The organism is Methylosinus sp. DMC45, from assembly GCF_056313885.1.
This window is the reverse complement of record NZ_JBQUZK010000056.1, coordinates 235,047-258,919: the sequence shown is the minus strand read 5'-3', so window position 1 is coordinate 258,919 and position 23,873 is coordinate 235,047. Positions and strand designations below refer to the sequence as shown.

Genomic DNA, 23,873 nt, shown 5'->3' with positions numbered 1-23,873 from the left:
CCCGCAGCGTGGTGAGAGTGGAAGGCGTCCATGGAACTCGTCAAATATGCGCTCAAGTTTCGGCTGACGTTCTACGTCCTGGCCATTTTGATGACGTTCCTCGGCGGCGCGGCGATCGTGTCGACGCCCAAGGACGTGTTTCCGAACGTCGATATTCCGGTCGTCACCGTCATCTGGACCTATACGGGCCTCTCCACCGCCGAGATGGAGAGCCGCGTCACCACCTACGCCGAGCTCTCCACGAGCAATAACGTCAATGGCATTCGCAATATGGAGAGCCAGACGCTGCAGGGCGTCGCGGTCATCAAGATCTATTTCCAGCCGGATGTGAACATAGAGCTCGCCATCACGCAGGTCGTGTCGGCGATGAACTCCATTCGCGCGCTCATGCCGCCCGGCATCAATCCGCCGACAGTGGTGCGCTATTCGGCTTCGCAAGTGCCGGTCATTCAGCTCGCGCTCTCCAGCAAGAGCCTCAATGAGCAGCAGCTCTACGACATGGGCCTCTATCGCGTCCGTCAGCAGCTGACGACGACGCCCGGCGTCACCCTGCCGACGCCCTGGGGCGGCAAGCAGCGCCAGATCATGGTCGATCTCGACACGGCAACGCTGCAGGCGCGCGGCCTCACGCCGCTCGATGTCGTCAACGCCATCACCGCCGGCAATCTGGTGGTGCCCTCGGGCCTCGTGAAATTCGGCGATTTGCAATATGTCGTGCGCCTCAACTCGACGCCCGACGCGCTGACGACGCTCAACAGCATTCCGATCCGCGTCGCCGATGGCGCGCCGCTGCTGATCCGCGATGTGGCGCAGGTGCGCGACGGCAGCCCGCCGCAGCAGAATATCGTGCGCGTCGACGGCTCGCGCGCCGTGCTGCTGACCATATTGAAGAATGGCAACGCCTCGACGCTCAATGTCGTCGAGAATGTGAAGGCCGGCATCGCCAAGCTGCGCGAGGCGATCCCCAAGGACACGAATATCGCCGAATTGTTCGACCAGTCGGTCTTCGTCTCCAATGCGATATCGGACGTGCTGCACGAGGGCGTCATCGCCGCGGGCCTCACCGCGCTGATGATCCTGCTGTTCCTCGGCTCCTGGCGCTCGACGCTGATCGTCGTCATCTCCATTCCGCTGTCGATCCTCGCCTCGCTCGCCGCGCTCAGCGCGCTCGGCCATACGATCAACATCATGACGCTCGGCGGCATGGCGCTCGCGGTCGGCATATTGGTGGACGACGCGACTGTCGCCATCGAGAACACCTATCGCCTGTTCGAGGAGGGCAAGGATTTCCGCTATGCGGTGGCGGAGGGCGCCGCCGGCATCGCCAAGCCGGCGCTGATCTCGACGCTGGCCATTTGCGCGGCCTTCGTCTCCGTGCTCTTCCTCACCGACGCCGCGCGCTTTCTCTTCGTGCCGCAGGCGCTGGCCGTCGTCTTCGCCATGCTGGCCTCTTACTTTCTGTCGCGAACGCTGGTGCCCATATTGATGGACCAGCTGCTCATCCATGAGCATCACGCGGAGAGCGAGCGCGAGAGCGATGCGCGCCGCACCGGCTTCGCCGCCATTCTGACGCGCATTCAGCTCGGCTTCGAGCATGGATTCGAGAAGCTGCGCGGCCAATATGCGCTGCTGCTGGTCGCTGTGCTGCGCCACAAGGGCCGCACGCTCGCCTTCGTCGCCGGCGTCTTCGCCTTCGGCGCTTTTCTGTTCGTCTCGGTCGGCGAGGATTATTATCCGCAGATCGACGCCGGCCAGATGACCTTGCATGTGCGCGGCCGCTCCGGCCTGCGCATAGAGGAGACCGAGCGCCTGTTCCAAAAGGTGGAGGACGCCATTCGCGAGACGATCCCGCCGCATGATCTCGCTCTGGTCATCGACAATATCGGCCTGCCGCAGATCACCTATAATTACGCTTTCTCCGACGGCACCACGGTCGGCTATAATGACGGGCAGATCATGATCTCGCTCGCGCATGGCCATGCGCCGACGGCGGACTACATGCGCAAGCTGCGCGAGGTCCTGCCGCAGCGCTTTCCGGATTCGATCTTTTATTTTCAGCCGGCCGACATCGTGACGCAGATCCTGAACTTCGGCCTTCCCGCGCCGATCGCGCTGCGCATCGTCGGGCGCGACGCGCCGGGCAATAAGATCATCGTGCGCAAGCTCTTGGATCGCGTGACGCAAGTGCGCGGCGTCGTCGACGCGCATATTCACCAGATTCTCGACGCGCCGGAATTCTTCGTCGACATAGATCGCTGGAAGGGCCAGCAGCTCGGCGTCAGCGTCCAGCAGATCGCCAATAATGTGAATATCTCGCTCTCCTCCTCCTTCCAGGTGACGCCCAATTTCTGGGCCGATCCGGTGACGGGCATTCCCTATCAGGTGGCGGTGCAGACGCCGGAATATCGCATCGCCTCGCTCAACGCCTTCGCCAACACGCCGATTTCCGATCTCACCGGCGCCTCCTCGGCGCAGGTCGATCTTCTGACCAATGTCGCGCAATGGAAGCGCGGCGTGGAGCAGAGCGTCGCCGATCATTCCAACACGCAGCCGACCTATGACGTCTACGCCAATATTCAGGACCGCGATCTCGGCGGCGTCGAGCGGGATTTGCGCAAGGCGATCGCGGAGATCGAGCCGGAGCTGAAGCCCGGCAACTACATCGTCATCCGCGGACAGATCGACAGCAAGAATCAGGCTTTCGCGCGCATCGGCCTCGGCCTCGTCGCCTCGATGATCTTCGTCTATCTGCTGATGGTGGTGAACTTCCAGAGCTGGGGCGATCCTTTCGTCGTCATTCTGGCTCTGCCCATCGCCTTCTGCGGCATCGTCTTCGCGCTCTACGTCACCGGCACGACCTTCTCCATCCCGTCGCTGATGGGCGCCATCATGTCGGTCGGCGTCGCTTCGGCCAATTCCATCCTGCTCGTCACTTTCGCGCGCGAGCATAGAGAGGCGACCGGCGTCTCCGCGGAGGAGGCGGCGATCGAGGCCGGGCTGACGCGAATTCGTCCCGTCATCATGACGGCGACGGCGATGTTCGTCGGCCTTCTGCCCATGTCGCTCGCGCTCGGCGAAGGCGCCGAGCAGAACGCCGCGCTGGCCCGCGCGGTGATGGGCGGCATTGCTTTCGGTACATGCTCGACACTGCTTTTCGTGCCTTTCCTCTATTCGCTGCTGCGACGTGGAGAGGTGCAGCCTCCGAGGGATTATCTATGACCGAGATGTCGCAGCCGCAGGGACGCGGATTCGCTTCGACCGGCGTCGGCGTGCATGAGGCGCCGCCGCCGCGCCTGCGCAAGCTCCCTTTCTTGATTCTTCTCGCGCTTCTCGCGCTCGTGCTGCTCATCGGCCTGCGTCGCCATGCGGCGCAGGAGCATGACGCGCAGGCGTTTCAGCAAGAGCAGGCCAATGCGACGCTCAGCCTGCGCGCCGCGAAGGTGACGAAAGTCGCCGGCCCCGTGCATATCGAGCTGCCGGGCCAGACTCTCGCCTGGGAGCAGGCGAGAGTCTTCGCGCGCGCGACCGGCTATATCGCCGAGCGGCGCGTCGATATCGGCAGCAAGGTGAAGCAGGGCGACCTTCTCGTGCGCATCTCCGCGCCCGATCTCGATCAGCAATATGCGCAGGCGGTGGCGCAGCTCGCGCTCAACAAGGCGCAGCTCCTGCAATCCAAGGCGCAGGTCGAGCAAGGCAAGGCCAGTCTCAACCTCGCCAAGCTGACCTACGGCCGCAGCTCGCAGCTCGTGAAAAACAATTACGAGAGCAAGCAGAACAACGACACCAACGCCGCCAATGTCGAGACGCAGGCCGCCAATCTGCAATCGGCCGAGGCGGGCGTAGAGGTCGCGCAGGCCAATATCGCCGCGGCGCAGGCCAATGTGGATCGGCTGAAGCAGCTCGTCGGCTTCAAGGACATCACTGCGCCCTTCCGTGGCGTGGTGACGGCGCGCAACATAGAGGTGGGCGATCTCGTCAGCGCCGACGCCAATAGCGGCACGCCGCTCTTCTCTCTGGCGCGCGACGATATTCTGCGTGTGCAGGTTTCAGTGCCGCAATCGGAGGCGTCGGGCCTCGTCGATGGTCTCGAGTCCAAGGTCGAGGCGCCGGAGATGCCCGGCAAGAGCTTCAAGGGGCGCATCGCGCGCAACGCCAATTCGCTCGCCTCCGCCTCGCGCACCCTGCTCACCGAGGTGGATGTCCCCAATCCGACCGGCGAGCTGCGTCCGGGAATGTTCGTGCGCGTCGTGCTCGACATTCCGCGCCCGCGGCCGCTGGTGAATGTTTCCGCGCAGTCCATCCTCTTCGGCGCGGAGGGGCCGCGCGTCGCGGTGATCGGCAAGGACGATGTCGTGCGCCTCGCGAAGATCAACATCGCGCGCGATTTCGGCACGAATGTCGATGTCGATCAAGGATTGACGGGCGACGAGACCGTGGCGATCGACCCGCCCGCCGATATTCGCGACGGCCGCAAGGTGACGATCCGCAAGTGAGCGCTTCGGGCGCGAAACCCTCGCCTCTCGCCCGTCATTGCGAGCGAAGCGAAGCAATCCAGAGCCGTTGGGCGGCCCCTGGATTGCTTCGTCGCTGCGCTCCTCGCAATGACGGCTCTGCAGTTTAAAAAGAAGCGAAGCGCCGGCGGGCTCATTCCACGTCGAGCGGCGCCGTCCCCTTGGGCGCGCCGTCGGCGCCGAGCGTGATCTTCTCTATGCGGGCCTCGGCCTCGCGCAGCAGCGTGTCGCAGCGCTTCTTCAGCGCCTCGCCGCGCTCATAGAGCTTCACCGAATCGTCGAGCGAGACGCTCGCCTTCTCGAGCTTGCCGACGATCTCCTCAAGCTCCTGAATCGCCTTCTCGAAGGGCAGGGCGTCTATATCGGCGTTGGCGTCGGACACTTGGGCTTTTCCTTCGGCGCGGCGGAGCGCATTTCCCTCTCGTCATCGGAGAAGGGCGACGGGCGCCGCGCTGGAGCCGCCCGTCAGTCGCTCTCTACCACGAAATGCTGCGGGAAGGGCGTCGAGACGTCGATTTGGCCCGCCGCGCCGGCCGCGCGGCGCAGATTGGGCCGCGCCAGCACAGGGCGCAGAATGGCCGGGATCACGGCGCGGTTGATATAGGCGCCGAAGCATGTGTGCATGCCATAGCCCCAGAGGATGTAATTGCCCCAGGGACGATCGACGCGGAACTCGTTCGGCTTGTCGATCTGCAGCGGATCGAACATGGCCGAGAGATTGGAGGCGAGCACCATGGCTCCCTCCGGGATCTTGCGGGCGCGGAAAGTGTTGGCGGCGATCACCGTCGAGCGATTGGCGCGGCGGTAGATGACCGGATTGACCGGGTTGAAGCGCAGCGCCTCGAAGAGATAGGCGCCGAGCAGCGCCTCGTCGCCGGCCACGGCCGCGGCATGGGCGCCGGCGAGCGCCTCCGGCCGGTCGAGCAATTGGTCGAGCGCCTGCACCGAGGCTTTGGAAATGGTCGGGATCGCGCCGATGACGAGGCCGATGAGATTGTCGCGAATGGCGATGTCGTCGAATTCCGGCGCGCCCTTCTGCAACTCCAGCGCGCGGCCGAGCACGTCGTCCTTCTTATCGCCGCTCGCCTTGCGCGCGGCTATGGCGGCGTCGATCGCCGCGCGAAGATCGGCGGCGGCCATCAGCGCCTTGGTCTCGATCGCCGGCTCGCCTTTGAGATCGACGAACAGCCACCAGAACAGGCTGGTCGCCCATTGGATGGCGTCGGTCTCGGCCTGGGCGGAAACGCCGAAATAATCGGAGACGATGGCGGCCGGAACGCGCAGCGTCAGCTCCTGCGGCACGTCGATGCGCTTGGGGAAGGCGCTCGCATAGGCCTCGGCGCGGGCGCGGGCGAGCGGCGTCACCACCGATTCCACGTCGTCGCGCCGCATGGCGAGCTTCATCAGCGAGGTGTCGTGCTGATATTGCGCCGTGTTCTGCATGCCGAGGAAGAAATTGGCGCCGCCGGTGATGGCGCGCATCTTCGGCTCATAGACGACGGCGAAATCCTCCTCGCGGTCGAGCACCTCGATCACATCCGTGGCGCGCAGGACGAAGGCCGTGCCATTGTTCTCATAGCTGGTGATCAGCTGCTTGCCGATCACGAAATTGGGCAGCACGGCGCGGAAGATCGCGAATATTTCGATCAGCGAGCTCGGCCGCGTGAGCGCCCCGACCAAACGCTCCTTCAGCGTTCCCTTGCCGGTGACGAGCGCGCGCGCCGTCGTCGCGATCAGCGAGAAAAGGGCGACGACCGCGTCGAGGAGCGTCAGCGCATAGGCGCGCAGCGCGGCGAAGATGTTCTTCAACAAGGTCATCGTCTTTTTCCCGCTGGGGTCCTCAGGTCGGATCGACCGTGCCCATGCCGATCATGCGCAGAGCGGTGAGGCTCGGCACGAAGAAATATTCGCCGCCGCGTGTCTCCACGAATTGCGGCAGACCTTCGGCGACATACGGCGGCTTGCCCGAGTCCTGCTCGGACGGCACCACGAATTTGGCCTTGGGGCCGTTGCGGGCCTCGCCCTGCGAGTGATTGCCGACGATGGGGCAGGTGTCATTGCCCGCATTGGCGTCGAGGCCATAATGAATCCATTGCTGCTGCACGAATTCGAACTGGCGCGCGAGGCTCGAGCAGACGACCAGCATCACAATGCCGTGATCGCCGTCATCCGTCGCCTCCGGGCCGGAGGAGCCGTAGGGCAGGCCGCGGCGCAGGATGCGACGGCGATTATTGAGCACGGAGCCCGACGCCAGCTTCGGATTCGTCTGCACCCAAGGGTCGAGCGCGTCGCGCGTGTTCACGCGGCGCGTATGCGACGTCATCGGGCATTGCTCGCCGTCGATGTCCTTGCGATAGGTGAAGTCGACGAGCTCGCGCTCGCGCTCCGGCGAGTTCTGCGGGAATTTCTCGTTGAAGGCCTGCCATTCGGCGAAGTCCTTCGCCTTCATCAGCGGCACGCCGTCCGACCAGCGGCCGGCCATTTTGGCGAGCAGAGTCTCGCGCGCCTCGACCACAGGAATGCCGCGGAAGGCGGCGAATTTCTCGGCCTGCTCGCCGATGAACCTGTTCCACGCGCCGACATGCTCATGCAGCTTGCGATAGGCCATGAAGGTGCCGTTGCGGCTGAAGGCGAGCGGCATGGCGGCGCCGGGAATCTCCTGCGCCTCATCGGGATAGCCGAGCAGGAATTCGCCCGCCGCCAGCGCGCGCCAAGCGCCATTGCCATCGACGGCGCCTTGGCCGATCGCGGCGCTCTGCAGCTTGTCGGCCGGATATTGCCCCTCGAAAACAGGATCGCTGATGCCGTCGGAGAAGCCGAAATGCTCCTTGGGCGTCGGCCGGCCGTGCTCGTCGAAGATCGCCGAAATGTCCTGATAGAGCGTCTGCTCCTTGCCGGGCGGATTATGACCGGCGAGAACGCTCACGCCATTCTCCGCGGCGAGGGCGACGATCGCCTCCGTCGTCGCGTCGAGATCGGCCGCGCTCGCCGTGTAATGCTGGTTGAGTACGATGAGAATATGGACCGCGGCCTCCGGCGGCTTGCCTTTGTTCTGCCAGACGGTGTCCCATTTCTCCTGCCAATGGTCGCCGCTGAAATCATCGCCCAGCATGCGCGCGCGGGCGGCCATGCCGTCGATGAACTCGTCGGGCAGGCCGCGCAGCGTGCGCGTCGGCACGCCGAGCATGAGCAGGCCGTAGAAGGTGAAGGCGACATTGACGGCGACCGCCGGCGGCCGAACCGCATCGCCGACGCTCGCGCCCGCCAGCGCCGTGGTGACGCGCGGCAGCAGCCTCGTCACGAAATGGCGGCCATTGGCGGCGCGGCTCGTCTTCGAGTCGCCGCCGATGTTCAGCAGAATTGTGCGGCCCTTGAAATAGCCCTGCTTGGGATAGGCTTCGAGAATATTGCCCTGAATATCCGCGAGGTCGAGAACGACTGACATTTTCCGCCCCTAGATTCCGATTGCGCCCGGCTTTTGCGTCGGTCCTTCGACATCGCCCGGCTTGTTGGCGTCGATGAAAGCTTTGAAAGCGTCATAGAGGCGCTGCGCCGAAGCCGGATCCGTCCCGGCGGCGTCGACTTGATTGTCGATGGCGAAGCGCGTGAGCTCGCGACGCAGATAGAGCGCCTTCAGCACATCCGGCAAAGTGGAGTCGGGCGCGGCGGGGAAGGGCTTTTTGCCGAAGTCGAGAATATAGAGATAGATCGCGAGGCCCGCGACGCCGACGCCGGCGGCGATCGCCAGCAGCGCGCCGATGAAGCCGTGCAGGAAATGCGGCAGCAGCCAGAAATAGACCAGCGCCGCGGCGACCACGAAAATCCCGAGACCCGCGAGGCCCACCGTCTTCAGCGCCACGCTCGGCAGCTTGTCCGCCGGCACGCCATGCGCCCAATAATCATGGAAGGGCATGGTCGTCTCGATCTGGCAGTCGGCGACATATTTGGCGAAGCTCGCCGCATCGCGCACGCGCGCCTCGAAGCCGAGACAATATTTGAAGACTTTTCGCAGCTCGCCTTCCGATTGCGTCCAGAGATCGCGAAGATAGGCGTCGCGCTCGGCGTCCGAGCCCGTCTTGGAGTCGAAATCGGCGGAGAAGAACAGGAAGGGACAAGAGAGGTGATCTTGCCGCTGCGCGATCACCGGATTGAGCATGTCCTTGTATTTCTGGTCGATCGGCAGCTCGGGGCTGGCGGCGACCAGCAGCGTGTTGGGCTGCTCGCGACCATTGTAGTCCACGTCGTCGATGACGACGAGACGCGCAAAATGATTGGTCGTGTTGGTGGCGAAAGGGCTCCGCTCGCCGCGCGGCATCAGCGACAAATGCTTGCGCAGAGCGTGCACGGGCGAAGTGGGGACGCCATCCTCGACGATCGTCGCCGTGCTGACGGGAATGAGCGTCGTGAGGAAATAGGCTCCGCTATCGAAGGTCGGCATGACGGCCTCTTTGAAAACGTGAATTCTGTCTGGCGGACGGATGCGTCAGCGGGCGCTCGTCGCCAGCTCGCCGGCGAAGTGCAGATAGTCCTCGCGATTGATCTCGGCGTTTTCCGTATCATTGCTGGCGACCGGCGCGCGACCTTCATAGCCGAGGTCGTTCTGCACCGTGCAGAGATAGCGGACGTAGAGCGCGCGGAACTGTTCCGGCGTCGAGGCTTGCAGATTCGCCTCGAGCTTCAGCAGCGCCTCGCGCACGCGCAGGGCGGCCGTCACGTCGCGCTGCGCGGCGCCGGGAACGGAATTGTAATAGTAATTGGTGTCGATCTGATTGGCGCGAATGTAATTCTTGAACGGCGTGATCGGCACGGAATGCGGATATTTCGTGCTCGTGTACCAGAGCAGATCGAGGCCATTGGGCAGGCCGTCGGCGAAGGCGTCGATATATTGGTCCCAGGTGCCGTTGAAATTGCTGCAGAACAGCAGATAGTCATTGGCGAGCTGCTGCTTGCCCTGGCCGAGATCGGGCCATTGGTCGCGCTTGATGATGGCCCAGCGCGCGAAATGGATGAAACGCAGTCCGAGCAGGCCGCCGAGCGAGGAGGGAATCGACCGCGAGATCATGAAGCTGAAGCGATTGAACCAAGTCCGCCAGGGCTTCATCGGCGTAATGACGTTCATTCCATAGGCTTTGCCCGTGACGTTCGACATGATCTCGGCCTCGAAAAAACTATTCCATTATTCCGCGCTACGGATAGCTGCATTCTGCTCAAAAGACAATATGGACACTGCGCGCCGCGCGTTCCGGCGCGCTCAGGAATGGTCGTTTATTTCCGCATGTCCCGCAATTCGAAGGATGTTCGGAAATTCGCCGCGCACCGCCCGCTCCACCTCGTCGACGGCGGCGTGCGTGGCGTCGACGGAGAGCTGCGGATCGACGCAGCAGTGGTAATTGACGACGAGCCCTTCCCCCGTCTCGCGCGCGCGAACGTCGTGGACATTCACCACCTTTCCGCCCCGCGCGGCGTGACGCGCGAGCGCGTCGGCGATGGCGCGGCGCGTCTGCGGCTCGGCGTCCTGGCCGGTGAGCAGCTGCGGCTCGGAAGGCTCTATATGCGTGTCGATCTCGATCGCCTCGCCGAACTCCTCGCGGATCGCCTGCTCGAGGTCCGAGGCGATCTGATGCGCGCGCCCATGCGACATGCCGCCGTCGAGCTCGAGATCCAGCGTGATGGAGAGGCGCTCGCCCACCGTCTGCGCGATGATGTGATGCACCTGTATGCGGCGCCGGGCGGCGACGAGCAGAATGCGCTCCAGCACCGTCTCGTCGTCGAGCGCGATCGGGCGCGTGGCGAGGGTGATCTGCGCGCCGGGAATCGCGCGGATGATGGCGGCGTTGGCGTCTTCCTTTATGCGCGCGGCGCGCTCCAGCGGCAGCGTCCGCGCGACGCCGATGACGGCCTCGCCCATCACCATGGGGCCGGCGGTGCGCAGGCGCAGGCTCTCTACCGCGATCACGCCGGGGGCGGCGCGCAGAATGTCTTGTATTTGCGGCACCAGCTCTTGCGGCGCGGCGTCGAGCAGCGTCGCCACAGTGCGGCGCCCGAGCCTGTAGCCGGCGATGGCGATGAAGACCGCGACGCCGAAAGCCGCGAGCGCGTCTCCCTGCGCAAAGCCGGCGCGCGTGGCGGCGAGGCCGACGATGACCAGCGCCGAGGAGACGAGATCGCTGGTGAAATGCAGCGCATCGGCGGCCAGCGCGTCGCTCTGCGTCTCCTCGGCGACGGCGCCGAGCCGCCGCGCGCGCGCGAAATCGACGACGATGGAGAGAATCAGCACGGCGAACACGGGCCAGCCGGCGTCGATCTCGACATCCGTGTCGCCGAGCCGCTGCGCCGCCTGGCCGGCGACCACCAGCGCGAGGCCGAAGAGCAGGCCGGTCTCGATCAGCGCGGCGAGCGATTCGACCTTGCCATGGCCATAATGATGCTTCTCGTCCGCCGGCTTCTCGGCCTGGCGCACGGCGACATAGGTCAGCACTGTGGCGGCGACGTCGGCGGCCGAATGGCCGGCCTCCGAGATCAGCGCCAGAGAGCCGGAGGCGAGGCCCGCCGCGAGCTTGGCCAGCGTCAGCACGGCGCTCGCGGCGATCGAGGCTTTGGCGGCCGCGGTCTTGCGCGCGGCCGCGTCGGTCGAGGTGTCGGCTGTGTCGGACATGGGCGGATCGGTTGGTCGGCGCGCCGCCGCGCCGCGGGTCCCAGACTTAACAACACAATGCGACAGGCGCAAATCATCCGCCGCATTTTCTGCCGCCGAGGGCGCCGCTCGCCTCTGCGGCCGATTTCCGCTAAGGGTAGGAGGGGGCGCGAGAAGGAGCGAGAGACGATGCGGCCGAGGATCAGACATGCGCTATTGGCCGCCGCCGGCCTCGCGGCCTGCGCAATGGCGCAATTCGCATGGCCGCAATTCGGACGGCTGCCAGCCGCGCAGGCCCAAGAGGCGCGCACGCAAGAGGTGGCGCCTTTCGCGCGCGGCTCTTTCGAGGCCATCCGCAAGGCGCACGCCGGCCGTCCGCTCATCGTGCATTTCTGGTCAGTCACCTGCGTCATCTGCGTCTCGGAGCTCGCCGAATGGGGCAAGCTCGCGCGCGAGACGCCGGGCGTCGATTTCGTCTTCGTCAACGCCGACCCGGAGAGCGATCGTCACCGCGCCTTGGCGCGCATGGAGAAGGCGGGGCTGAAGCAGTCCGTCAATTTCGCTTTCGCCGATCGTTTCGTCGAGCGGCTCTATTTCGAGGTCGATCGCCATTGGGAGGGCGAGCTGCCCTTCACCGCTTTCGTCGCCGCCAATGGCTCCTTGCGGACGGAGATCGGCGCGCTGACCGATCTGAAGCTCGCGAGCTGGATCGACGGCAAGCGCTGAGGCGGCTCACTCCGCGAGCGGTCGATTCCTCTCCCACCAGGCGAGCGCTTCGCCTTCCATCGCCTTCACAAAAGCGGCCTTCTCATCGGTATAATCGTGGGAATTGTCCGGGTGCAGCGCGCTGGCGCGGCGTTTCTCCCGCTCATAGGCGCGCGCCGCCTCGGGATGCGCGCGCAAATAATCGCGAAAGGCGAGATGGCGCGCCACATCCGGCGAATTGGCCGCGAAGAAATGCACATTGGCGAGGCGCGCTCCGGCGACGTCCGAGCAGGTGCAGAAGCGCCGCCCCTCTATTCCATAGTCGCCGTGCCACTCATAGCCGAGCGCCTCCACCTCGCTCCGCCGCGCATCGAGCGCGGCGAGATCGCTCACCACGGGCAGAAGATCGATGATGGGCTTGGCTGTGAGGCCCGGCACGGAGGTCGAGCCGATGTGATGAACGGCCTCGACCAGCGGGCCGAGAGCCTTCAGCCGCTCGGCGCGCGCGGCGGCGAGCTGCGCCCAACGCGGATCGTGAGCGCTGAGAATGACGGGGAGCGGCGCGGGCATGGCGGTCGTCTCAGCGCGTCGCGCCCGGCGTCCACAGCACGTCGCCCCTGTCCTTGTTCGCATAGCGCGCGGCGACGAAGAGGAAATCCGAGAGGCGATTGACATAGCGCAGCGCCGTGGTGCCGACGGCCTCCTCCGGGGCGTTGGCGAGCGCCACCATTATGCGCTCGGCGCGGCGGCTCACCGTGCGGGCGAGATGGAGATGCGCGGCCGCCGCCGTTCCGCCCGGCAGCACGAAGGATTTGAGCGGCGCGAGCGAGGCGTTCAGCTCGTCGATCTCGCGCTCCAGCCGATCGACCTGCGATTGCACGATGGAGAGGCTGTTCTCCGGCAGTGACTCGCCGGGCTTCACCGGCGTCGCCAGCTCTGCGCCGAGATCGAAGAGATCATTCTGTATGCGCGCCAGCATGGCGTCGAGCGCGGCGTCCTCGCCCGTGTCGAGCCGCGCGAGGCCGATGGCCGCATTGGTCTCGTCCACCGCGCCATAGGCTTCGACGCGCAGATCGTCCTTGCGGCGACGCTCGCCGCCGACCAGGGAAGTGGCGCCGGCGTCCCCGCCGCGCGTGTAGATCTTGTCGAGGCGGACCATTTTCGGCGGCTCTTGCTCTAGTGACGAAAGGCGAGGATCGCCAGGATCAGCAGCAGAGCGCAAAATTGCAAGCCCACGCGCCAGCGCATGAGCTTTTGCGAGAGATTGCCGTCGCCGCCACGCAGCACATTGCCGAGGCCGAGCAGCACGACAATGGCGACGACGGCGACCGCGCCCATGACGGCGATGTTGGACCAGCTGGACATCATGGGGCCGCACCCTCCCGGAGGCGCTCGCTCCGTTGCGGTTCAATGACTAATGGAGCGGGGGGCGATGGGCAAGCGGGGAGCGCGAGGCGGGGGATTTCGGCTCTGCGTCGAGCGGGTGATCCTCCTATTGCGCGCGTCGAGCGCGTGGAGTCGATCTGTTCGCTGCGAGAGAACCCGCCGGGCCGCAAAGCGTCGCCCGGCGGCGCTTTTTTTGAAACGCCCTATTTGCAGATGTCGCCGGCGTAGCGGACGAGGCCGACCAAATTTTCTGGATCGCGCAGGTCGACGAGCCCGTAACTGTTGAACTTCCCTTTGTAACCCTTCAACGTCCCACGGGTCACATTTTCCTGGATGTGGTAGGAAATCTCGATCATGAACCGACCGGGTTTTCCCGGAACGGCGGTAAGAATGGCCAGATCCTTGGTCTGAAATGCGCCGCCGTCGTCTCGACCGAAATAATGCTCCATATCCATTTCGAGACCGGTCGGGGTTTGTCGTTGCGCGATGATCTTTCCAGCCGCCGTGTTCACGCTTCCGGTCAGCGCGGCGGAAATGATCATCGGATTGTCTCCTTCTGCAAAAAAATTCGGTATCGCTACGCCGCCGATCGTCATGCAGGTCTGGTTTTCTGCCTGGGCTCCCGACGCGGCCGTCAACGCAATCACAGCCGCGAGGGTCGATCGGGATAGGATTTTCTCGAGCATGAGATTTTTCTCCTGATTTATGCGGCCAGAACGCCGCGCCATTCCGCAATGGCGATCGCCGGTCGGGGCATTGCGCCCCGGCTGTTCTAGAAATATAACGATCGATATATCAAACCTAGGATAACGACCGTTATCTTGTCAACGAGAAATATAGCGATCGTGATAAAAACCATCGAGGGCGGATGTCTACAAAGAAGGAGCAGACCCGCGAGCGCATGCGCGATGCGGCAAGTCGGAGCTTCCGCAGCCATGGGTATGCGGGGGTCGGCGTCGACGCCATCGCCAAGGCGGCGGGCGTCACGTCGGGCGCCTTTTACGCCCATTTCGGCTCGAAGGACGGCGCGTTTCGCGACGCGCTCGAACTCGGGCTCGACGAGGTGATCCGAGCCGTTCCGCAGTATCAGAGCGAGCACGGCGCCGACTGGGTGCGAGCCTTCGCCGATTATTATCTCGGCAAGGCTCATCGCGACGATCTCGCATGCGGCTGCGCGATGACGACCCTTTCGCCCGAGGTCGCGCGATCGCAACCCGAGGTAAAGGCCCTCTTCGAAACGAAAATGAAAAAGATCGCAGGCCTCGTCGCCGATGGCTTGCCGGGCGGAGACGAGCAGCAGCGACTCTCTCGCGCCTGGTCGATGCTCGGCGTTTTGATCGGCGGATTGACGCTGGCGCGTTCTATGAAGAGCAATCGCCTGGCGGAGCAAATCGCCAAGTCGATTCGCCGAGCAGCCGTCGACGCCGCCGCCGCCTCGCTCCGAGCGGGGGAGGACGACTGAACGGGCCTTCGCGCTCGGCTTCGACTGGATCGATTACGTCGCCTCTCCGTGCGCCTCAGCGGCGTCACGGTCCGTCATAGCGCGCCTCACCGCCGCAGCAGCCGCTCGAAATAATCCAGCTCCTCCGCCGGGCGCTCGGGCTGGCCGAGACGGCGGCGCAGCTCCTCCTGCACGCGGCGGGCGCGCACGGCGGGCGGCAGGCCGAGCGGATCGTAATGGGCGCCGGCCTCCTGGCCGCGCTGGCGGCCGGTCGGGCGGCCGAGCGGATCGGCGCCTTCGCCGGGGCGCATTCCGGCGCGGCGGCCCTGGCGGCCGTTCTGGCCCTCGCCTTCTTCCCCGTCGCCCTGCATGCGGGAGGCGAGCTGGTCGGCCCCGCGGCGCAGCGCCTGCAGCGCGCGGCCCTGGGCGTCCACGGCGCGGCCGGGTCCCTCGCCGCCGGGGCCGAGCGCCTTCTCGGCCTCCTTCATCGCCTTGTCGGCGTCGGAGAGATCGGGCGAGGCCTCGCCGGCGCGGCGCAGCCGGTCCTGCTCGCGCTCCAAGCGGTCGCGCAGCGCCTTCTGCCGTCCGCGGGCGTCGTCGGAGGCAGAGGATTGGCCCTTGCCGCCGCGTCGCGGCTCGCCGCCGGATTGCTGTCCGCCCGATTGCTGGCCGCGATTGGTCTCGTCGCGCAATTGCTGCTCCTCGCGCGTGAGCTTGTCGAGCTCGTCCAGCGCGCGCGACATTTCCCGCGCGCGCGGGTCGGCGCGGCTGGCCTGCGCGGGGCGAAGATTTTCCAGCACATCCTGCAGATCGTCGAGCAGGCGCTGCGCCTCGGCGAGATCGCCGGCGCGCTCGGCCTTCTCGATCTCGCTCAGCATGGCGTCGAGATCGTCCGGCGTCAGCACGCGCTGATCGCCCTGCTGCGGGGCGGAGCGCTCGGCCTTCTCGCCGCTCTTGCGGCCGAGGCCGTTCAGGAATTTCTCCAGCGCTGCGCGCATGTCCTGCGTCAGCTTGGCGATCTCTTCCTCGCTGGCGCCGCGCGCCAAAGCTTCGCGCAGCTCCTTTTGCGCCGCGCGCAGATCGCGTTCCGCCTGCGAGACGTCGCCTTCCTCGAGAGAGAGCGCCATGGCCCACAAAAGATCGGCGACCTCGCGCAGATCGGCGTCGTCGCGCGCCGCTTGCAGCCGCGCCTTGGCGGCGCTCAGACCCAGGAAGATGGAGGAGGGCGTCTCGAACAGCGCCGAGCCCAGCGACAGAGCGTCCACCGCCGTCAGCACGCGGGCGGAATGATCCGGGTCCAGCGCCAGATTGCGGCGCTGCTCGGCGAGGGCGCGGGCCAGCGGCTTGGCGAAGCGGCGCTCCGGCAGAGTGACGTCCAGCGGCGCGGAGAAGCCGTCATTGCCGCCCTCGTCATGGGCGACCAGCGTCAGCGCGACGCGCGCGCCGGCCCAAGGGTGGTCGGAGAAATCGAGCGTCGCCTTGGCCTCGCCGAGGCCGCCGCGGGTCGGCGGCACGGGCAAAGCGAGGCGCGGCGGCGGATAGAGCGAGCGGCTCGGCCGCGCCGAGCCGGGCAGGGCGGCGACCGCCTCGCCGGCGATGACGCCATAATCATCGTCGGTGCGAAAGCCGAGCGTCATGGTGCCGCGCGCATTATTGCGCGGCGGCTGCGTGATCTCGATGGACGGCGGGCGGTCCGGGATGGCCTGAATGCGGAACTCGCCGGCGCCGCGCAGCGCCAGAGCGGCGTCGCCGGCGAGCTTGAAGCGCTCCTCGGCCTCGCCGCCGGCCGGCTTCTGCTTGCCGCCCTCGATCGGCGCGAGGCCGCCGCTGGTCGTGGCGGCGCCGCGCGCGCCGAGGCTGCGCAACACCAAAGTCGAATTCACCGGGACCGAAACCTGCGCCCAAGGCCCTTCGGCGCGCTGCGGCAGCACGATGGGCGGCCGGCCCGTATAGGCGGGCGGCTCGAACCAGGCGTCGACCCGAGCCCCTGTCGCCGAGGCGGGGCCGCTCTCCCAATCGAAGGCGGCGAGCAGCCGCGTCTCGCGATCCGGCCCCGCGACAAAGGCCGCGGCCACCGCGGCCACCAGAGCGGCGGCGCGCAGAGCGAAAGGATCGCGCTGCGGCAGGCCGGGGTCCGGCGGCGTCACCTCTATCGCCGCGAGCTTGCGCTCGAGCCGGCTGCGATGCAGCGCCCAGAGTGAGCGCGTCGTCGGATCGTCGACGCCGCCGGCGAGCGTGTCCTCGAGCGAGGCGGCGGGCCGATGCTCCGCGCCGGGCGAGGCGTCGAGACGCGCCAGAGCCTCGCGGCGTCGCGGCGCTCCGGCGAGAAGGCCGCGCCCGAGGATCCATAGGGCCGCCAGTGCGAAAGCGCCGACGCCGAGCGCCCGGGCGCTCGCGCCGACGCCGAGCCAGAGGCCGGTGAAGGAGACCGCGAGAAAAACCAGCAGCAATGTGGCGAGCCCGGCGGCGACGCGCGCCAGCCGCTCGAGCGCGAGCGCCGCCCGCGAGCGCCGCACCAGCGCCTCCAGCGTCGGCGAAGCCTCGCCGCGGCTGCTCTCTTTCTTGCGCCAGAAGCTCATAATTCTCGTCCTCGCCGGGCAATTTAGCGCGCGAGCGCCGGCCGCGCAGGCCCATCCGGGAGGGGAGTCTACGCCGATTTCAGCAATTTGCGAAAAGCATGCGGCGAAATCGGGTCAAAGCGCCAGCGCGCCCGCGGCCGCCGCGCCGAGCAGGCAGAGATCATGCAGCGCCAGCGCGGCCGGCGGCGGCCGCCGGCCCGCGTGCAACAGCCGCAGCGCGCCGATGTTGGCGAGCGACCAGGCGGCGCCGATCGTCGCCATGCCCGCCGCCAGAAGCGCGGGCGAGGCGGAGAGGCGCAGCAGCGCGAAAGCGCCGGCCAGCAGCAGAAGACCGGCGCAAAGGCTCTTCAGCGCAGGAAAAAACGCCGGCCAGCGCGCCGCCAGCGCGGCGGGGCCATACATTGCGAGCAGATGCCAAGCCATCGCTCCGCCGATGAAGCTCTGGGCCGCTCCGCAGAGCGAGAGCGACAAGGGGCCGCGCAGCATGGCCGCCGCCATGATCGCCCAGGCCGCCGCGCCGGCGAGCGTCAGCAGCGCGAGTCTGAGCGTCAGCCAATCGCGATCTTCTTCCTCTCCCTCGTCCCGAGGCCGCGCGAAGCCATGCGGCGCGCGCACCGCAAGAGCGAGCGCGAAAATCTGCAGCAATGATGCGCAGAGCAAGGTCGCCGCTCCGCCCCCCGCGAGCTCTGCGCAATACGCCGCGAGCGGCGCCGCCAGCGCGGCGAGCGCGCCGCCCGCCAGCACGCTCACTCCGCCCCGAGCCGAGGCCGCTATGTGGCGATAGAAGAGTCCGAAGCCCTGCGCCAGCCCGAGCCATAGCGCGCCGAGGCACAGCGCCGGGAAATGTCCGCGCGTCATGCCGAAGGCGGCGAGCAGGCCGCCGCCGACGCCGAGGCTCGCCCCCAGCGCGAAGGCGGCGCGCCGTCCGAATCCGTCGACCAGCAGCGCCGCCGGAAACGAGGCGAGCGCCGCGCCGATGAGCATCAGCGCCAGCGGCCAGCCGATCTCATCCGCGCGCGGCGCGATCAGCAGCGCCGCCTGCGGCAATTGCGAGAGCGCCAAAGCCTGCGCCAGCACGCCGAGCCCGAAGCCGAGCGCGAGCCGCAGCGTCGATGGCGGGTCGTCGGTCTCGCCCATGCGCGGGCAGAGACAGAGCGTCTCGCTCGGCCGCGCGAGCAGCGGATCGAATTGCAGGCTCATGATCGCGAATCCTCGACGTCATCGTCGGCGAGCGCGCGCGCGGCGGCGCCTTCGAGATCCTCATATTGACCCGCATTCAGCGACCAGACGAAAGCCGCGAGGCCGAGCGCGCCGAGCAGCAGAGCGAGCGGAACCAGAAAGAGAAGGACATTCATGCGGGCGACTCCTTCTCTATGGCCATGCGTCGATTCGGCTGACGCTCATTCGCCACGTCCGCCCGGTCGTCGGAGCGATGGCGGCCGGCGCGCAGCGCATTGAGCGTGACGATGAGCGAGGAGCTCGACATTGCGATGGCGGCGATGAGCGGCGTCAGCAATCCCGCCATTGCGAGCGGCGCGGCGACGATATTGTAGAGCAGCGACAGAGCGAGATTCTGCCGCATCAAGGCGCGGGCGAGCCGCGCCGCGTCGATCGTCGTGACGATGGGCGCGAGGCCCTCGCCGAGAAACACGGCGTCGGCCGCCGCTTGCGCGATCTGCGTCGCGTCGATCGGCGACAGCGACACATGAGCGGCGGCGAGCGCAGGCGCATCATTGATCCCATCGCCGATCATGAGAGTTTTGCGTCCTTCGTCGCGCAACGCCTCGAGCCGCGCCACCTTATCGGCCGGCTTCAGAGCGCCGCACCATTCCGTCACGCCGAGCGCGCGCGCCGTCGCCTCCACCGGCGCGGCGCGATCGCCGGACAAGATCAGCACGCGCAAGCCGCGCCGCCGCAGCGCGACGATCGTCTCGCGCGCATCATGGCGCAATGTCTGCCTCACGCGCAGCAGAGCGGCGCGCTCGCCATGACGAAAGGCGATGACGGATGCGTCTTCGTCCGTCGCGACGCCATCGACGCCGCAGAAGCGCAGATCGCCGAGCCGCGCCTCGACGCTCTCCACAATGCCGATAACGCCGGCGCCGCGCTCCTCGCGCGCGCCTTCGATCGCAGTGGCGCGCGGATATTCGCGCGCCACTGCGCTGGCGAGTGGGTGTCGGCTCGAATGCGCGAGCCGCGCGGCGAGCGCCAATAGCTCCGGCTCGATCTCCTGCGCATTGACGACGCAGGGCTCCGGCGTCGTCAGCGTGCCGGTTTTGTCGAAGACGACAGTGTCGATCTCGGCGAGACGCTCCAGCGCATCGTCGGAATTGAGCAGCACGCCGGCGCGAAACAGCGCGCCGCTCGCGGCGACTTGCACGGCGGGCACGGCGAGCGCCAGCGCGCAAGGGCATGTGACGATCAGCACGGCGATCGCCGTCACCAGCGCATCATGCAGCGAGGCGCCGGCCGAGAGCCATGCGAGCAGCGCGCCGAGCGCGGCGAGATGAACGAGAGGCGCATAGAGGCGCGAGACGCGATCGGCGAGGCGCAGATAGCGCGAGCGCGCCGCCGTCGCTTTCTCCACCAAGCGCTCGATCTCGTCGATGACTGAGTCGCCGGCGGCGGCCTGCACGCGCATCGTCAGCGCGCCGTCGAAATTCAGCGCGCCGGCATAGACCGTATCGCCCGCAGAAACGCTGCGGCGGCGCGTCTCGCCGGTGACGAGGCTCTCATCGAGGCTCGCCTCGCCGGAAAGAACGACGCCATCTGCAGGAATGCGCTCGCCCGGCCGCGTCAGCACGCGATCGCCCGGCGCTAGCGCGGCGAGCGGAACATAATTTTGCGCGCCGTCGTCGGCGATGCGGCACGCGGCGGGCGCGCGCAGCGCGGCGAGATTGGCGGCGACGGCGCGCGTCTTGTGGCGCATGGCGCAATCGAGATAGCGCGCCAGCAGCAGAAAGGCGAGCAGCATGGTCGCCGAATCGAAATAGGCGTGCGGCGCGTGGGTGAGCGTCTCATAGACCGACATTGCGAGCGACAGCAGCACGCCGAGCGAGATCGGCACATCTATGTTCAGCCGCCGCGCGCGCAGCGCGGCGAAGGCGCTCGCAAAGAAGGGCTGGCCGGCGAAAGCCGTGGCCGGCAGAGCGATGATCGCGGAGACGCCATGGAAAAAATCGCGCGTCGTCTCGTCCATATCGCCGCCGAGCCACACGGCCTCGGACAGCATCATCACATTCACCGTGGCGAAGCCGGCGACAGCGAGGCAGCGCAGCAGGCGCCGCGCCGTCTCGCGCTCCGCGCTCTCGCCGCTCTCGCGCTCGAACGGCCGCGCGCGATAGCCCATGCGTCGCAGTCTTTCCGATACGGCGGCGAAGTCGAAATCGGGCGCCGTCCATTCCAGCGAGAGGCGTCGATCGGCATAATTCACACGCGCTGCGACGAGATCGGGAATGGCCTTCAGCGCCGCTTCGATCTCGAAGATGCAGGCGGCGCAGGTCATGCCGTCCAGCGCCAGCTCCAGGCGCAGCGCGCCATTGCGGCCGCGCGTCGCGAGAGCGGAAAAATCGACGTCCATGGTCATGACGCGCTCAATCGATGCGGATACGACTCTTCGAGCGGAACATTTCGCGGCCGTCGCGCGTCGCGACCAGCACGAGATCGCGGAAGCCGGATTCGATCACGATCGGCGCCTCATAGCGGCCCGGCGCAATCTCTGCGAGATCGACCGCGACATCCTTGCGGCCGTCGACCGGCGCGCGGATTTCCGCCATCAGCTTCAGCCCCGACAGGCCGCCATTCTGGTCGCGCAGCGTGACCGAGACGAGATTCTCCCAGGCGCCGCGGCGGAGAATCGTCGCCTCCACCTTCCAGTCGCGCGCGCTCTGCGCGCGGGCGCCGGCTATGTCGAGATTATAGGCGAGGCCTCTCTCATAGGCGCGGCTCACCTCCTCGCCGCGGAAGGTGGAGAGGGCGGCGTAGATCATCACGGCATTGACCGAAGCGACGACGCCGAAGAAGAAGACGAGCAGCAGAAGAACCTGCCAACCGCCGAGGCGACGCTGGGGCGCCGCGCGCATCAGATTTATGTGCGACATGGCTTTTTCCTCACGGGGTCACGAACACGTCTTTCATTGTGACGGATGCGTCGCTTTCCAGTTCCTTGGAGGTGAAGAGGATCGGCGTCTGTCCCTTGGCTCTGCGCGCGCCGCGCCATGTGACGAGCACGCGCGTCTCGCGCGTCTGATCGGCGCCGACGCCGACGATCATGCGGCCTTCGGCGTCGGGCTCGACGCCGACGATCTCCACCTCGGCGTCCTCGACGCCGCTCGTCTCCAGAAGAAAGCGGCGCGGCTCGGCGCTCATATTGGCGAAGCGAATGGTGTAGGCGTTGCGAATGCTGCCATCCTTGAGCGTCACGGCGAGCGGGTTGCGATCATGCAGCACGGAGAGGGCTGCGTCCTCGCGCGTCGCCAGCTTTGCGGTCATGAGCGCGCCGATCGCGAGAATGAGCGCGGCGTAGATGATGGTGCGCGCGCGCAGCGGCTTGTAGACGGGCGCCTCGCCCTTGCGGCGGCGCTCGCAGTTCATCTGCGTGTCATAGGCGATGAGCCGCGCGGAGCGGCCGATCTTCGCCATCACGGCGTCGCAGGCGTCTATGCACAGGCCGCATTGCACGCAGCCGAGCGAGGCGCCCTTGCGAATGTCGACGCCCGTGGGGCAGACGGCGACGCATTGGCCGCAATCGACGCAATCGCCGGCCGGCGCGCCGGCGAGGCGCAGCGCGCTCGCCTGCTTCAGCGACATGCGCGGCTCGCCGCGATCATAGCGATAGGTGACGTTCAGCGCATATTCGTCGGTGAGCGCGGCCTGTATGCGCGGCCAGGGGCACATATAGAGGCACACCTGCTCGCGCATATGGCCGGCGAGCATATAGGTGGTGAAGGTGAGTATGCCGATCCAAATATAGGCTTCCGAGATTCCCGGCTGGAAGGTCGCGAGCTCATAGACCAGCGTCGGCGCGTCGGCGAAATAGAGCACCCATGCGCCGCCGGTCCACCAGGCGATGGCGAGCCATAGCGCATGTTTGGCGATCTTCTCGCGCCAGATTTTCGCCGTGCGCCGTCCAGCGTCCTTGCGGGCGCGCTCGCGCGCGTCGCCTTCAATCCAGCGTTCCGCGGCGAGATAGAGATCGGTCCACACGGTCTGCGGACATAGATAGCCGCACCACACGCGCCCGGCGAGCGCGTTCATGAGGAACAGAACCAGCGCGGCGAGGATCAGGAGGCCGGTGAGATAATAGACCTCTTGCGGCCAGATCTCGATGAAGAAGAAATAGAAGCGGCGATGCGGAAAATCGACGAGCACCGCTTGCGACGGGGCGCCGGGGCCTCTGTCCCAGCGCACGAAAGGCAGCAGATAATAGACCGAGAGAGTGAAGGCCAGCAGCCCCCATTTGATGCGGCGGAACGCGCCTTCGACCTCTTTCGGATAGATCGCCTTGCGCGGCGCGTAGAGCGAGCCGCTCTTCGCCTTGCCCATATCGGCGCTCGTCATTTTCCACTCCTTCACTCGCCGCCGCCGAGCGTATGCACATAGATGGTGAGCGCCTTGATCGTCGGCTCGTCGAGGCGATCCTTCCACGCCGGCATCACGCCGCCGCCGCCATTGGCGATGCGGCTCGCGATCGTCTCCTTGTCGGAGCCGAACAGCCACAGAGCGTCGGTGAGATTGGGCGCGCCCATGTCGTGATTGCCCTTGCCGTCGACGCCGTGGCAGACGGAGCAATTGTCGTCGAAGAGCTTGGCGCCTTGCGCCGTCGCCTTGCCGCCGGGAAGCTTCGCCATCGCGCGCACTTGATCGGCGACGATGGAAATCTGCTTCGCGTCGAGCATGCCGTCGCGGCCGAAGGCGGGCATGGTCTCGCTGCGCGTCTCCTTGTCGGCGTCCCAGCGCACGCCATGCTCTATGGTGCGGCGAATATCGGCGAGCTTGCCGCCCCACAGCCAATCATCGTCATTGAGATTGGGATAGCCCTTTGCGCCCTGCGCGCCGGCGCCGTGGCAGCCGGCGCAATTATTGGCGAAGGCGGCGGCGCCGAGCGCGCGCACAGCGCTGAGCAATTGCGGCCGCGCCTCTATCTCCTCCAATGGCGCATTGGCGAGCCGCTCGAGCACGGGCCCGCGAATCTCGTTCAGCTGCTCCATGTCGCGCGCGACCGATGCGCGCGAATGCCAGCCGATGAGGCCCTGCGTGCCGCCGGAAAGAGTCGGCAGCGCCGGATAGGCGAGAAAATAGCCGATCGACCATAAGATGGTCGCATAGAAGGTGATGACCCACCAGCGCGGCAGCGGCGTGTCGAGCTCTTCTATGCCGTCCCACTCATGGCCGGTGGTCTTGGTCTTGGAATGCGGATCGATGCGGGCCGCGTCGCTGTGAGCTTGTCGCGTCGACATGTCTTCAGTCCTCTCGCAATGGCGTCTCGGCGGCGCGTCGGAATTTTTCGCGATTGGAGGGCCATAGCGCATAGGCCAGGACTCCGGCGAACAATGCGACGAAGAAGAAAAGGCCCGAACTCGCCGAAAGCTCTCGCCACGATTCGTAAGTGGTCATGG

At 66.5% G+C, this 23,873-nt stretch carries 22 protein-coding genes; 4 read left to right on the top strand and 18 right to left on the bottom strand.

The features are described from left to right. Positions 1–30 precede the first annotated feature (30 nt). Positions 31–3,219 carry an efflux RND transporter permease subunit gene (locus ACT53T_RS20295; RefSeq protein WP_476162606.1) on the top strand — a complete coding sequence of 1,063 codons (3,189 nt, stop codon included), beginning with the start codon at positions 31–33 and terminating at the stop codon, positions 3,217–3,219. Beyond that, positions 3,216–4,493, top strand: a complete 1,278-nt coding sequence (locus ACT53T_RS20290; RefSeq protein WP_476162605.1) for an efflux RND transporter periplasmic adaptor subunit — start codon at positions 3,216–3,218, stop codon at positions 4,491–4,493. The genes ACT53T_RS20295 and ACT53T_RS20290 overlap by 4 nt, the downstream gene beginning before the upstream one ends. A 151-nt stretch (positions 4,494–4,644) precedes the next feature. Here ACT53T_RS20290 and ACT53T_RS20285 read toward each other — a convergent pair whose 3' ends face one another. From ACT53T_RS20285 to ACT53T_RS20260, 6 genes are all read right to left on the bottom strand, one after another. Beyond that, on the bottom strand, positions 4,645–4,893 hold the full coding sequence (locus ACT53T_RS20285; protein WP_018266871.1) for an exodeoxyribonuclease VII small subunit: 249 nt from the start codon (positions 4,891–4,893) through the stop codon (positions 4,645–4,647). A gap of 83 nt (positions 4,894–4,976) precedes the next feature. Further along, a complete protein-coding gene (locus tag ACT53T_RS20280; protein WP_476162604.1) occupies positions 4,977–6,329 on the bottom strand; it encodes a cytochrome P450 in 1,353 nt (450 codons plus the stop codon). A 22-nt stretch (positions 6,330–6,351) separates the two neighbouring features. Then, the gene (locus ACT53T_RS20275; RefSeq protein ID WP_476162603.1) at positions 6,352–7,956 is read right to left on the bottom strand and encodes a Dyp-type peroxidase; all 1,605 of its coding nucleotides are present in this window, start codon (positions 7,954–7,956) and stop codon (positions 6,352–6,354) included. 9 nt (positions 7,957–7,965) lie between these two features. Beyond that, complete coding sequence (locus ACT53T_RS20270) at positions 7,966–8,949, bottom strand: hypothetical protein (RefSeq protein WP_476162602.1); 984 nt, start codon at positions 8,947–8,949, stop codon at positions 7,966–7,968. A 45-nt stretch (positions 8,950–8,994) separates the two neighbouring features. Continuing rightward, entirely contained in the window at positions 8,995–9,660 is a 666-nt protein-coding gene (locus ACT53T_RS20265) for a hypothetical protein (RefSeq protein WP_018266867.1), read from the bottom strand. Positions 9,661–9,762: 102 nt separating this feature from the next. Continuing rightward, entirely contained in the window at positions 9,763–11,166 is a 1,404-nt protein-coding gene (locus ACT53T_RS20260) for a cation-efflux pump (protein ID WP_400769874.1), read from the bottom strand. A gap of 168 nt (positions 11,167–11,334) precedes the next feature. On the opposite strand from ACT53T_RS20260, the gene ACT53T_RS20255 reads away from it, so the two are divergent. Further along, complete coding sequence (locus tag ACT53T_RS20255; protein ID WP_476162601.1) at positions 11,335–11,871, top strand: TlpA family protein disulfide reductase; 537 nt, start codon at positions 11,335–11,337, stop codon at positions 11,869–11,871. Positions 11,872–11,877: 6 nt separating this feature from the next. Here ACT53T_RS20255 and ACT53T_RS20250 read toward each other — a convergent pair whose 3' ends face one another. The 4 genes from ACT53T_RS20250 to ACT53T_RS20235 form a co-directional block, all read right to left on the bottom strand. Next, entirely contained in the window at positions 11,878–12,420 is a 543-nt protein-coding gene (locus ACT53T_RS20250) for a GrpB family protein (RefSeq protein WP_476162600.1), read from the bottom strand. Between the two features lie 10 nt (positions 12,421–12,430). Next, positions 12,431–13,009 carry a cob(I)yrinic acid a,c-diamide adenosyltransferase gene (locus ACT53T_RS20245; protein ID WP_476162599.1) on the bottom strand — a complete coding sequence of 193 codons (579 nt, stop codon included), beginning with the start codon at positions 13,007–13,009 and terminating at the stop codon, positions 12,431–12,433. A 17-nt stretch (positions 13,010–13,026) separates the two neighbouring features. Then, entirely contained in the window at positions 13,027–13,218 is a 192-nt protein-coding gene (locus ACT53T_RS20240) for a twin transmembrane helix small protein (RefSeq protein ID WP_018266862.1), read from the bottom strand. 221 nt (positions 13,219–13,439) lie between these two features. Beyond that, positions 13,440–13,922, bottom strand: coding sequence for a hypothetical protein (locus ACT53T_RS20235; protein ID WP_476162598.1), 483 nt, complete (start codon positions 13,920–13,922; stop codon positions 13,440–13,442). Between the two features lie 182 nt (positions 13,923–14,104). Between ACT53T_RS20235 and ACT53T_RS20230 the strand changes: the two genes are divergently transcribed. Then, complete coding sequence (locus tag ACT53T_RS20230) at positions 14,105–14,698, top strand: TetR/AcrR family transcriptional regulator (RefSeq protein ID WP_476162597.1); 594 nt, start codon at positions 14,105–14,107, stop codon at positions 14,696–14,698. Positions 14,699–14,784: 86 nt separating this feature from the next. On the opposite strand, the gene ACT53T_RS20225 is transcribed toward ACT53T_RS20230, so the two are convergent. From ACT53T_RS20225 to ACT53T_RS20190, 8 genes are all read right to left on the bottom strand, one after another. Beyond that, positions 14,785–17,256, bottom strand: coding sequence for a TIGR02302 family protein (locus tag ACT53T_RS20225; protein ID WP_476162596.1), 2,472 nt, complete (start codon positions 17,254–17,256; stop codon positions 14,785–14,787). A gap of 114 nt (positions 17,257–17,370) precedes the next feature. Continuing rightward, positions 17,371–18,456 (bottom strand): hypothetical protein, encoded by a 1,086-nt coding sequence (locus ACT53T_RS20220; protein ID WP_476162595.1) that lies wholly within the window; start codon positions 18,454–18,456, stop codon positions 17,371–17,373. Then, a complete protein-coding gene (ccoS, locus tag ACT53T_RS20215; protein ID WP_476162594.1) occupies positions 18,453–18,611 on the bottom strand; it encodes a cbb3-type cytochrome oxidase assembly protein CcoS in 159 nt (52 codons plus the stop codon). The genes ACT53T_RS20220 and ccoS overlap by 4 nt, the downstream gene beginning before the upstream one ends. After that, entirely contained in the window at positions 18,608–20,842 is a 2,235-nt protein-coding gene (locus ACT53T_RS20210) for a heavy metal translocating P-type ATPase (RefSeq protein WP_476162593.1), read from the bottom strand. The genes ccoS and ACT53T_RS20210 overlap by 4 nt, the downstream gene beginning before the upstream one ends. Before the next feature lie 7 nt (positions 20,843–20,849). Further along, positions 20,850–21,356 carry a FixH family protein gene (locus ACT53T_RS20205; RefSeq protein WP_476162592.1) on the bottom strand — a complete coding sequence of 169 codons (507 nt, stop codon included), beginning with the start codon at positions 21,354–21,356 and terminating at the stop codon, positions 20,850–20,852. Positions 21,357–21,366: 10 nt separating this feature from the next. Then, complete coding sequence (gene ccoG / locus ACT53T_RS20200; protein ID WP_476162591.1) at positions 21,367–22,815, bottom strand: cytochrome c oxidase accessory protein CcoG; 1,449 nt, start codon at positions 22,813–22,815, stop codon at positions 21,367–21,369. An 11-nt stretch (positions 22,816–22,826) separates the two neighbouring features. Continuing rightward, positions 22,827–23,714 (bottom strand): cytochrome-c oxidase, cbb3-type subunit III, encoded by an 888-nt coding sequence (gene ccoP, locus ACT53T_RS20195; RefSeq protein WP_400769862.1) that lies wholly within the window; start codon positions 23,712–23,714, stop codon positions 22,827–22,829. Positions 23,715–23,718: 4 nt separating this feature from the next. Further along, positions 23,719–23,871, bottom strand: a complete 153-nt coding sequence (locus ACT53T_RS20190; protein ID WP_018266852.1) for a cbb3-type cytochrome c oxidase subunit 3 — start codon at positions 23,869–23,871, stop codon at positions 23,719–23,721. Positions 23,872–23,873 lie beyond the last annotated feature (2 nt).

Bases quoted from the DNA above. Each gene is read 5' to 3' on its own strand.
- ACT53T_RS20265 (WP_018266867.1), bottom strand. From the start codon at position 9,660: ATGTCGAACGTCACGGGCAAAGCCTATGGAATGAACGTCATTACGCCG.
- ACT53T_RS20275 (WP_476162603.1), bottom strand. From the start codon at position 7,956: ATGTCAGTCGTTCTCGACCTCGCGGATATTCAGGGCAATATTCTCGAA.
- ccoG (WP_476162591.1), bottom strand. From the start codon at position 22,815: ATGACGAGCGCCGATATGGGCAAGGCGAAGAGCGGCTCGCTCTACGCG.
- ACT53T_RS20245 (WP_476162599.1), bottom strand. From the start codon at position 13,009: ATGGTCCGCCTCGACAAGATCTACACGCGCGGCGGGGACGCCGGCGCC.
- ACT53T_RS20270 (WP_476162602.1), bottom strand. From the start codon at position 8,949: ATGCCGACCTTCGATAGCGGAGCCTATTTCCTCACGACGCTCATTCCC.
- ACT53T_RS20205 (WP_476162592.1), bottom strand. From the start codon at position 21,356: ATGTCGCACATAAATCTGATGCGCGCGGCGCCCCAGCGTCGCCTCGGC.
- ACT53T_RS20280 (WP_476162604.1), bottom strand. From the start codon at position 6,329: ATGACCTTGTTGAAGAACATCTTCGCCGCGCTGCGCGCCTATGCGCTG.
- ACT53T_RS20250 (WP_476162600.1), bottom strand. From the start codon at position 12,420: ATGCCCGCGCCGCTCCCCGTCATTCTCAGCGCTCACGATCCGCGTTGG.
- ACT53T_RS20235 (WP_476162598.1), bottom strand. From the start codon at position 13,922: ATGCTCGAGAAAATCCTATCCCGATCGACCCTCGCGGCTGTGATTGCG.
- ACT53T_RS20225 (WP_476162596.1), bottom strand. From the start codon at position 17,256: ATGAGCTTCTGGCGCAAGAAAGAGAGCAGCCGCGGCGAGGCTTCGCCG.
- ACT53T_RS20240 (WP_018266862.1), bottom strand. From the start codon at position 13,218: ATGATGTCCAGCTGGTCCAACATCGCCGTCATGGGCGCGGTCGCCGTC.
- ACT53T_RS20255 (WP_476162601.1), top strand. From the start codon at position 11,335: ATGCGGCCGAGGATCAGACATGCGCTATTGGCCGCCGCCGGCCTCGCG.
- ccoP (WP_400769862.1), bottom strand. From the start codon at position 23,714: ATGTCGACGCGACAAGCTCACAGCGACGCGGCCCGCATCGATCCGCAT.
- ACT53T_RS20190 (WP_018266852.1), bottom strand. From the start codon at position 23,871: ATGACCACTTACGAATCGTGGCGAGAGCTTTCGGCGAGTTCGGGCCTT.
- ACT53T_RS20230 (WP_476162597.1), top strand. From the start codon at position 14,105: ATGTCTACAAAGAAGGAGCAGACCCGCGAGCGCATGCGCGATGCGGCA.
- ccoS (WP_476162594.1), bottom strand. From the start codon at position 18,611: ATGAATGTCCTTCTCTTTCTGGTTCCGCTCGCTCTGCTGCTCGGCGCG.
- ACT53T_RS20210 (WP_476162593.1), bottom strand. From the start codon at position 20,842: ATGACCATGGACGTCGATTTTTCCGCTCTCGCGACGCGCGGCCGCAAT.
- ACT53T_RS20290 (WP_476162605.1), top strand. From the start codon at position 3,216: ATGACCGAGATGTCGCAGCCGCAGGGACGCGGATTCGCTTCGACCGGC.
- ACT53T_RS20220 (WP_476162595.1), bottom strand. From the start codon at position 18,456: ATGAGCCTGCAATTCGATCCGCTGCTCGCGCGGCCGAGCGAGACGCTC.
- ACT53T_RS20295 (WP_476162606.1), top strand. From the start codon at position 31: ATGGAACTCGTCAAATATGCGCTCAAGTTTCGGCTGACGTTCTACGTC.
- ACT53T_RS20260 (WP_400769874.1), bottom strand. From the start codon at position 11,166: ATGTCCGACACAGCCGACACCTCGACCGACGCGGCCGCGCGCAAGACC.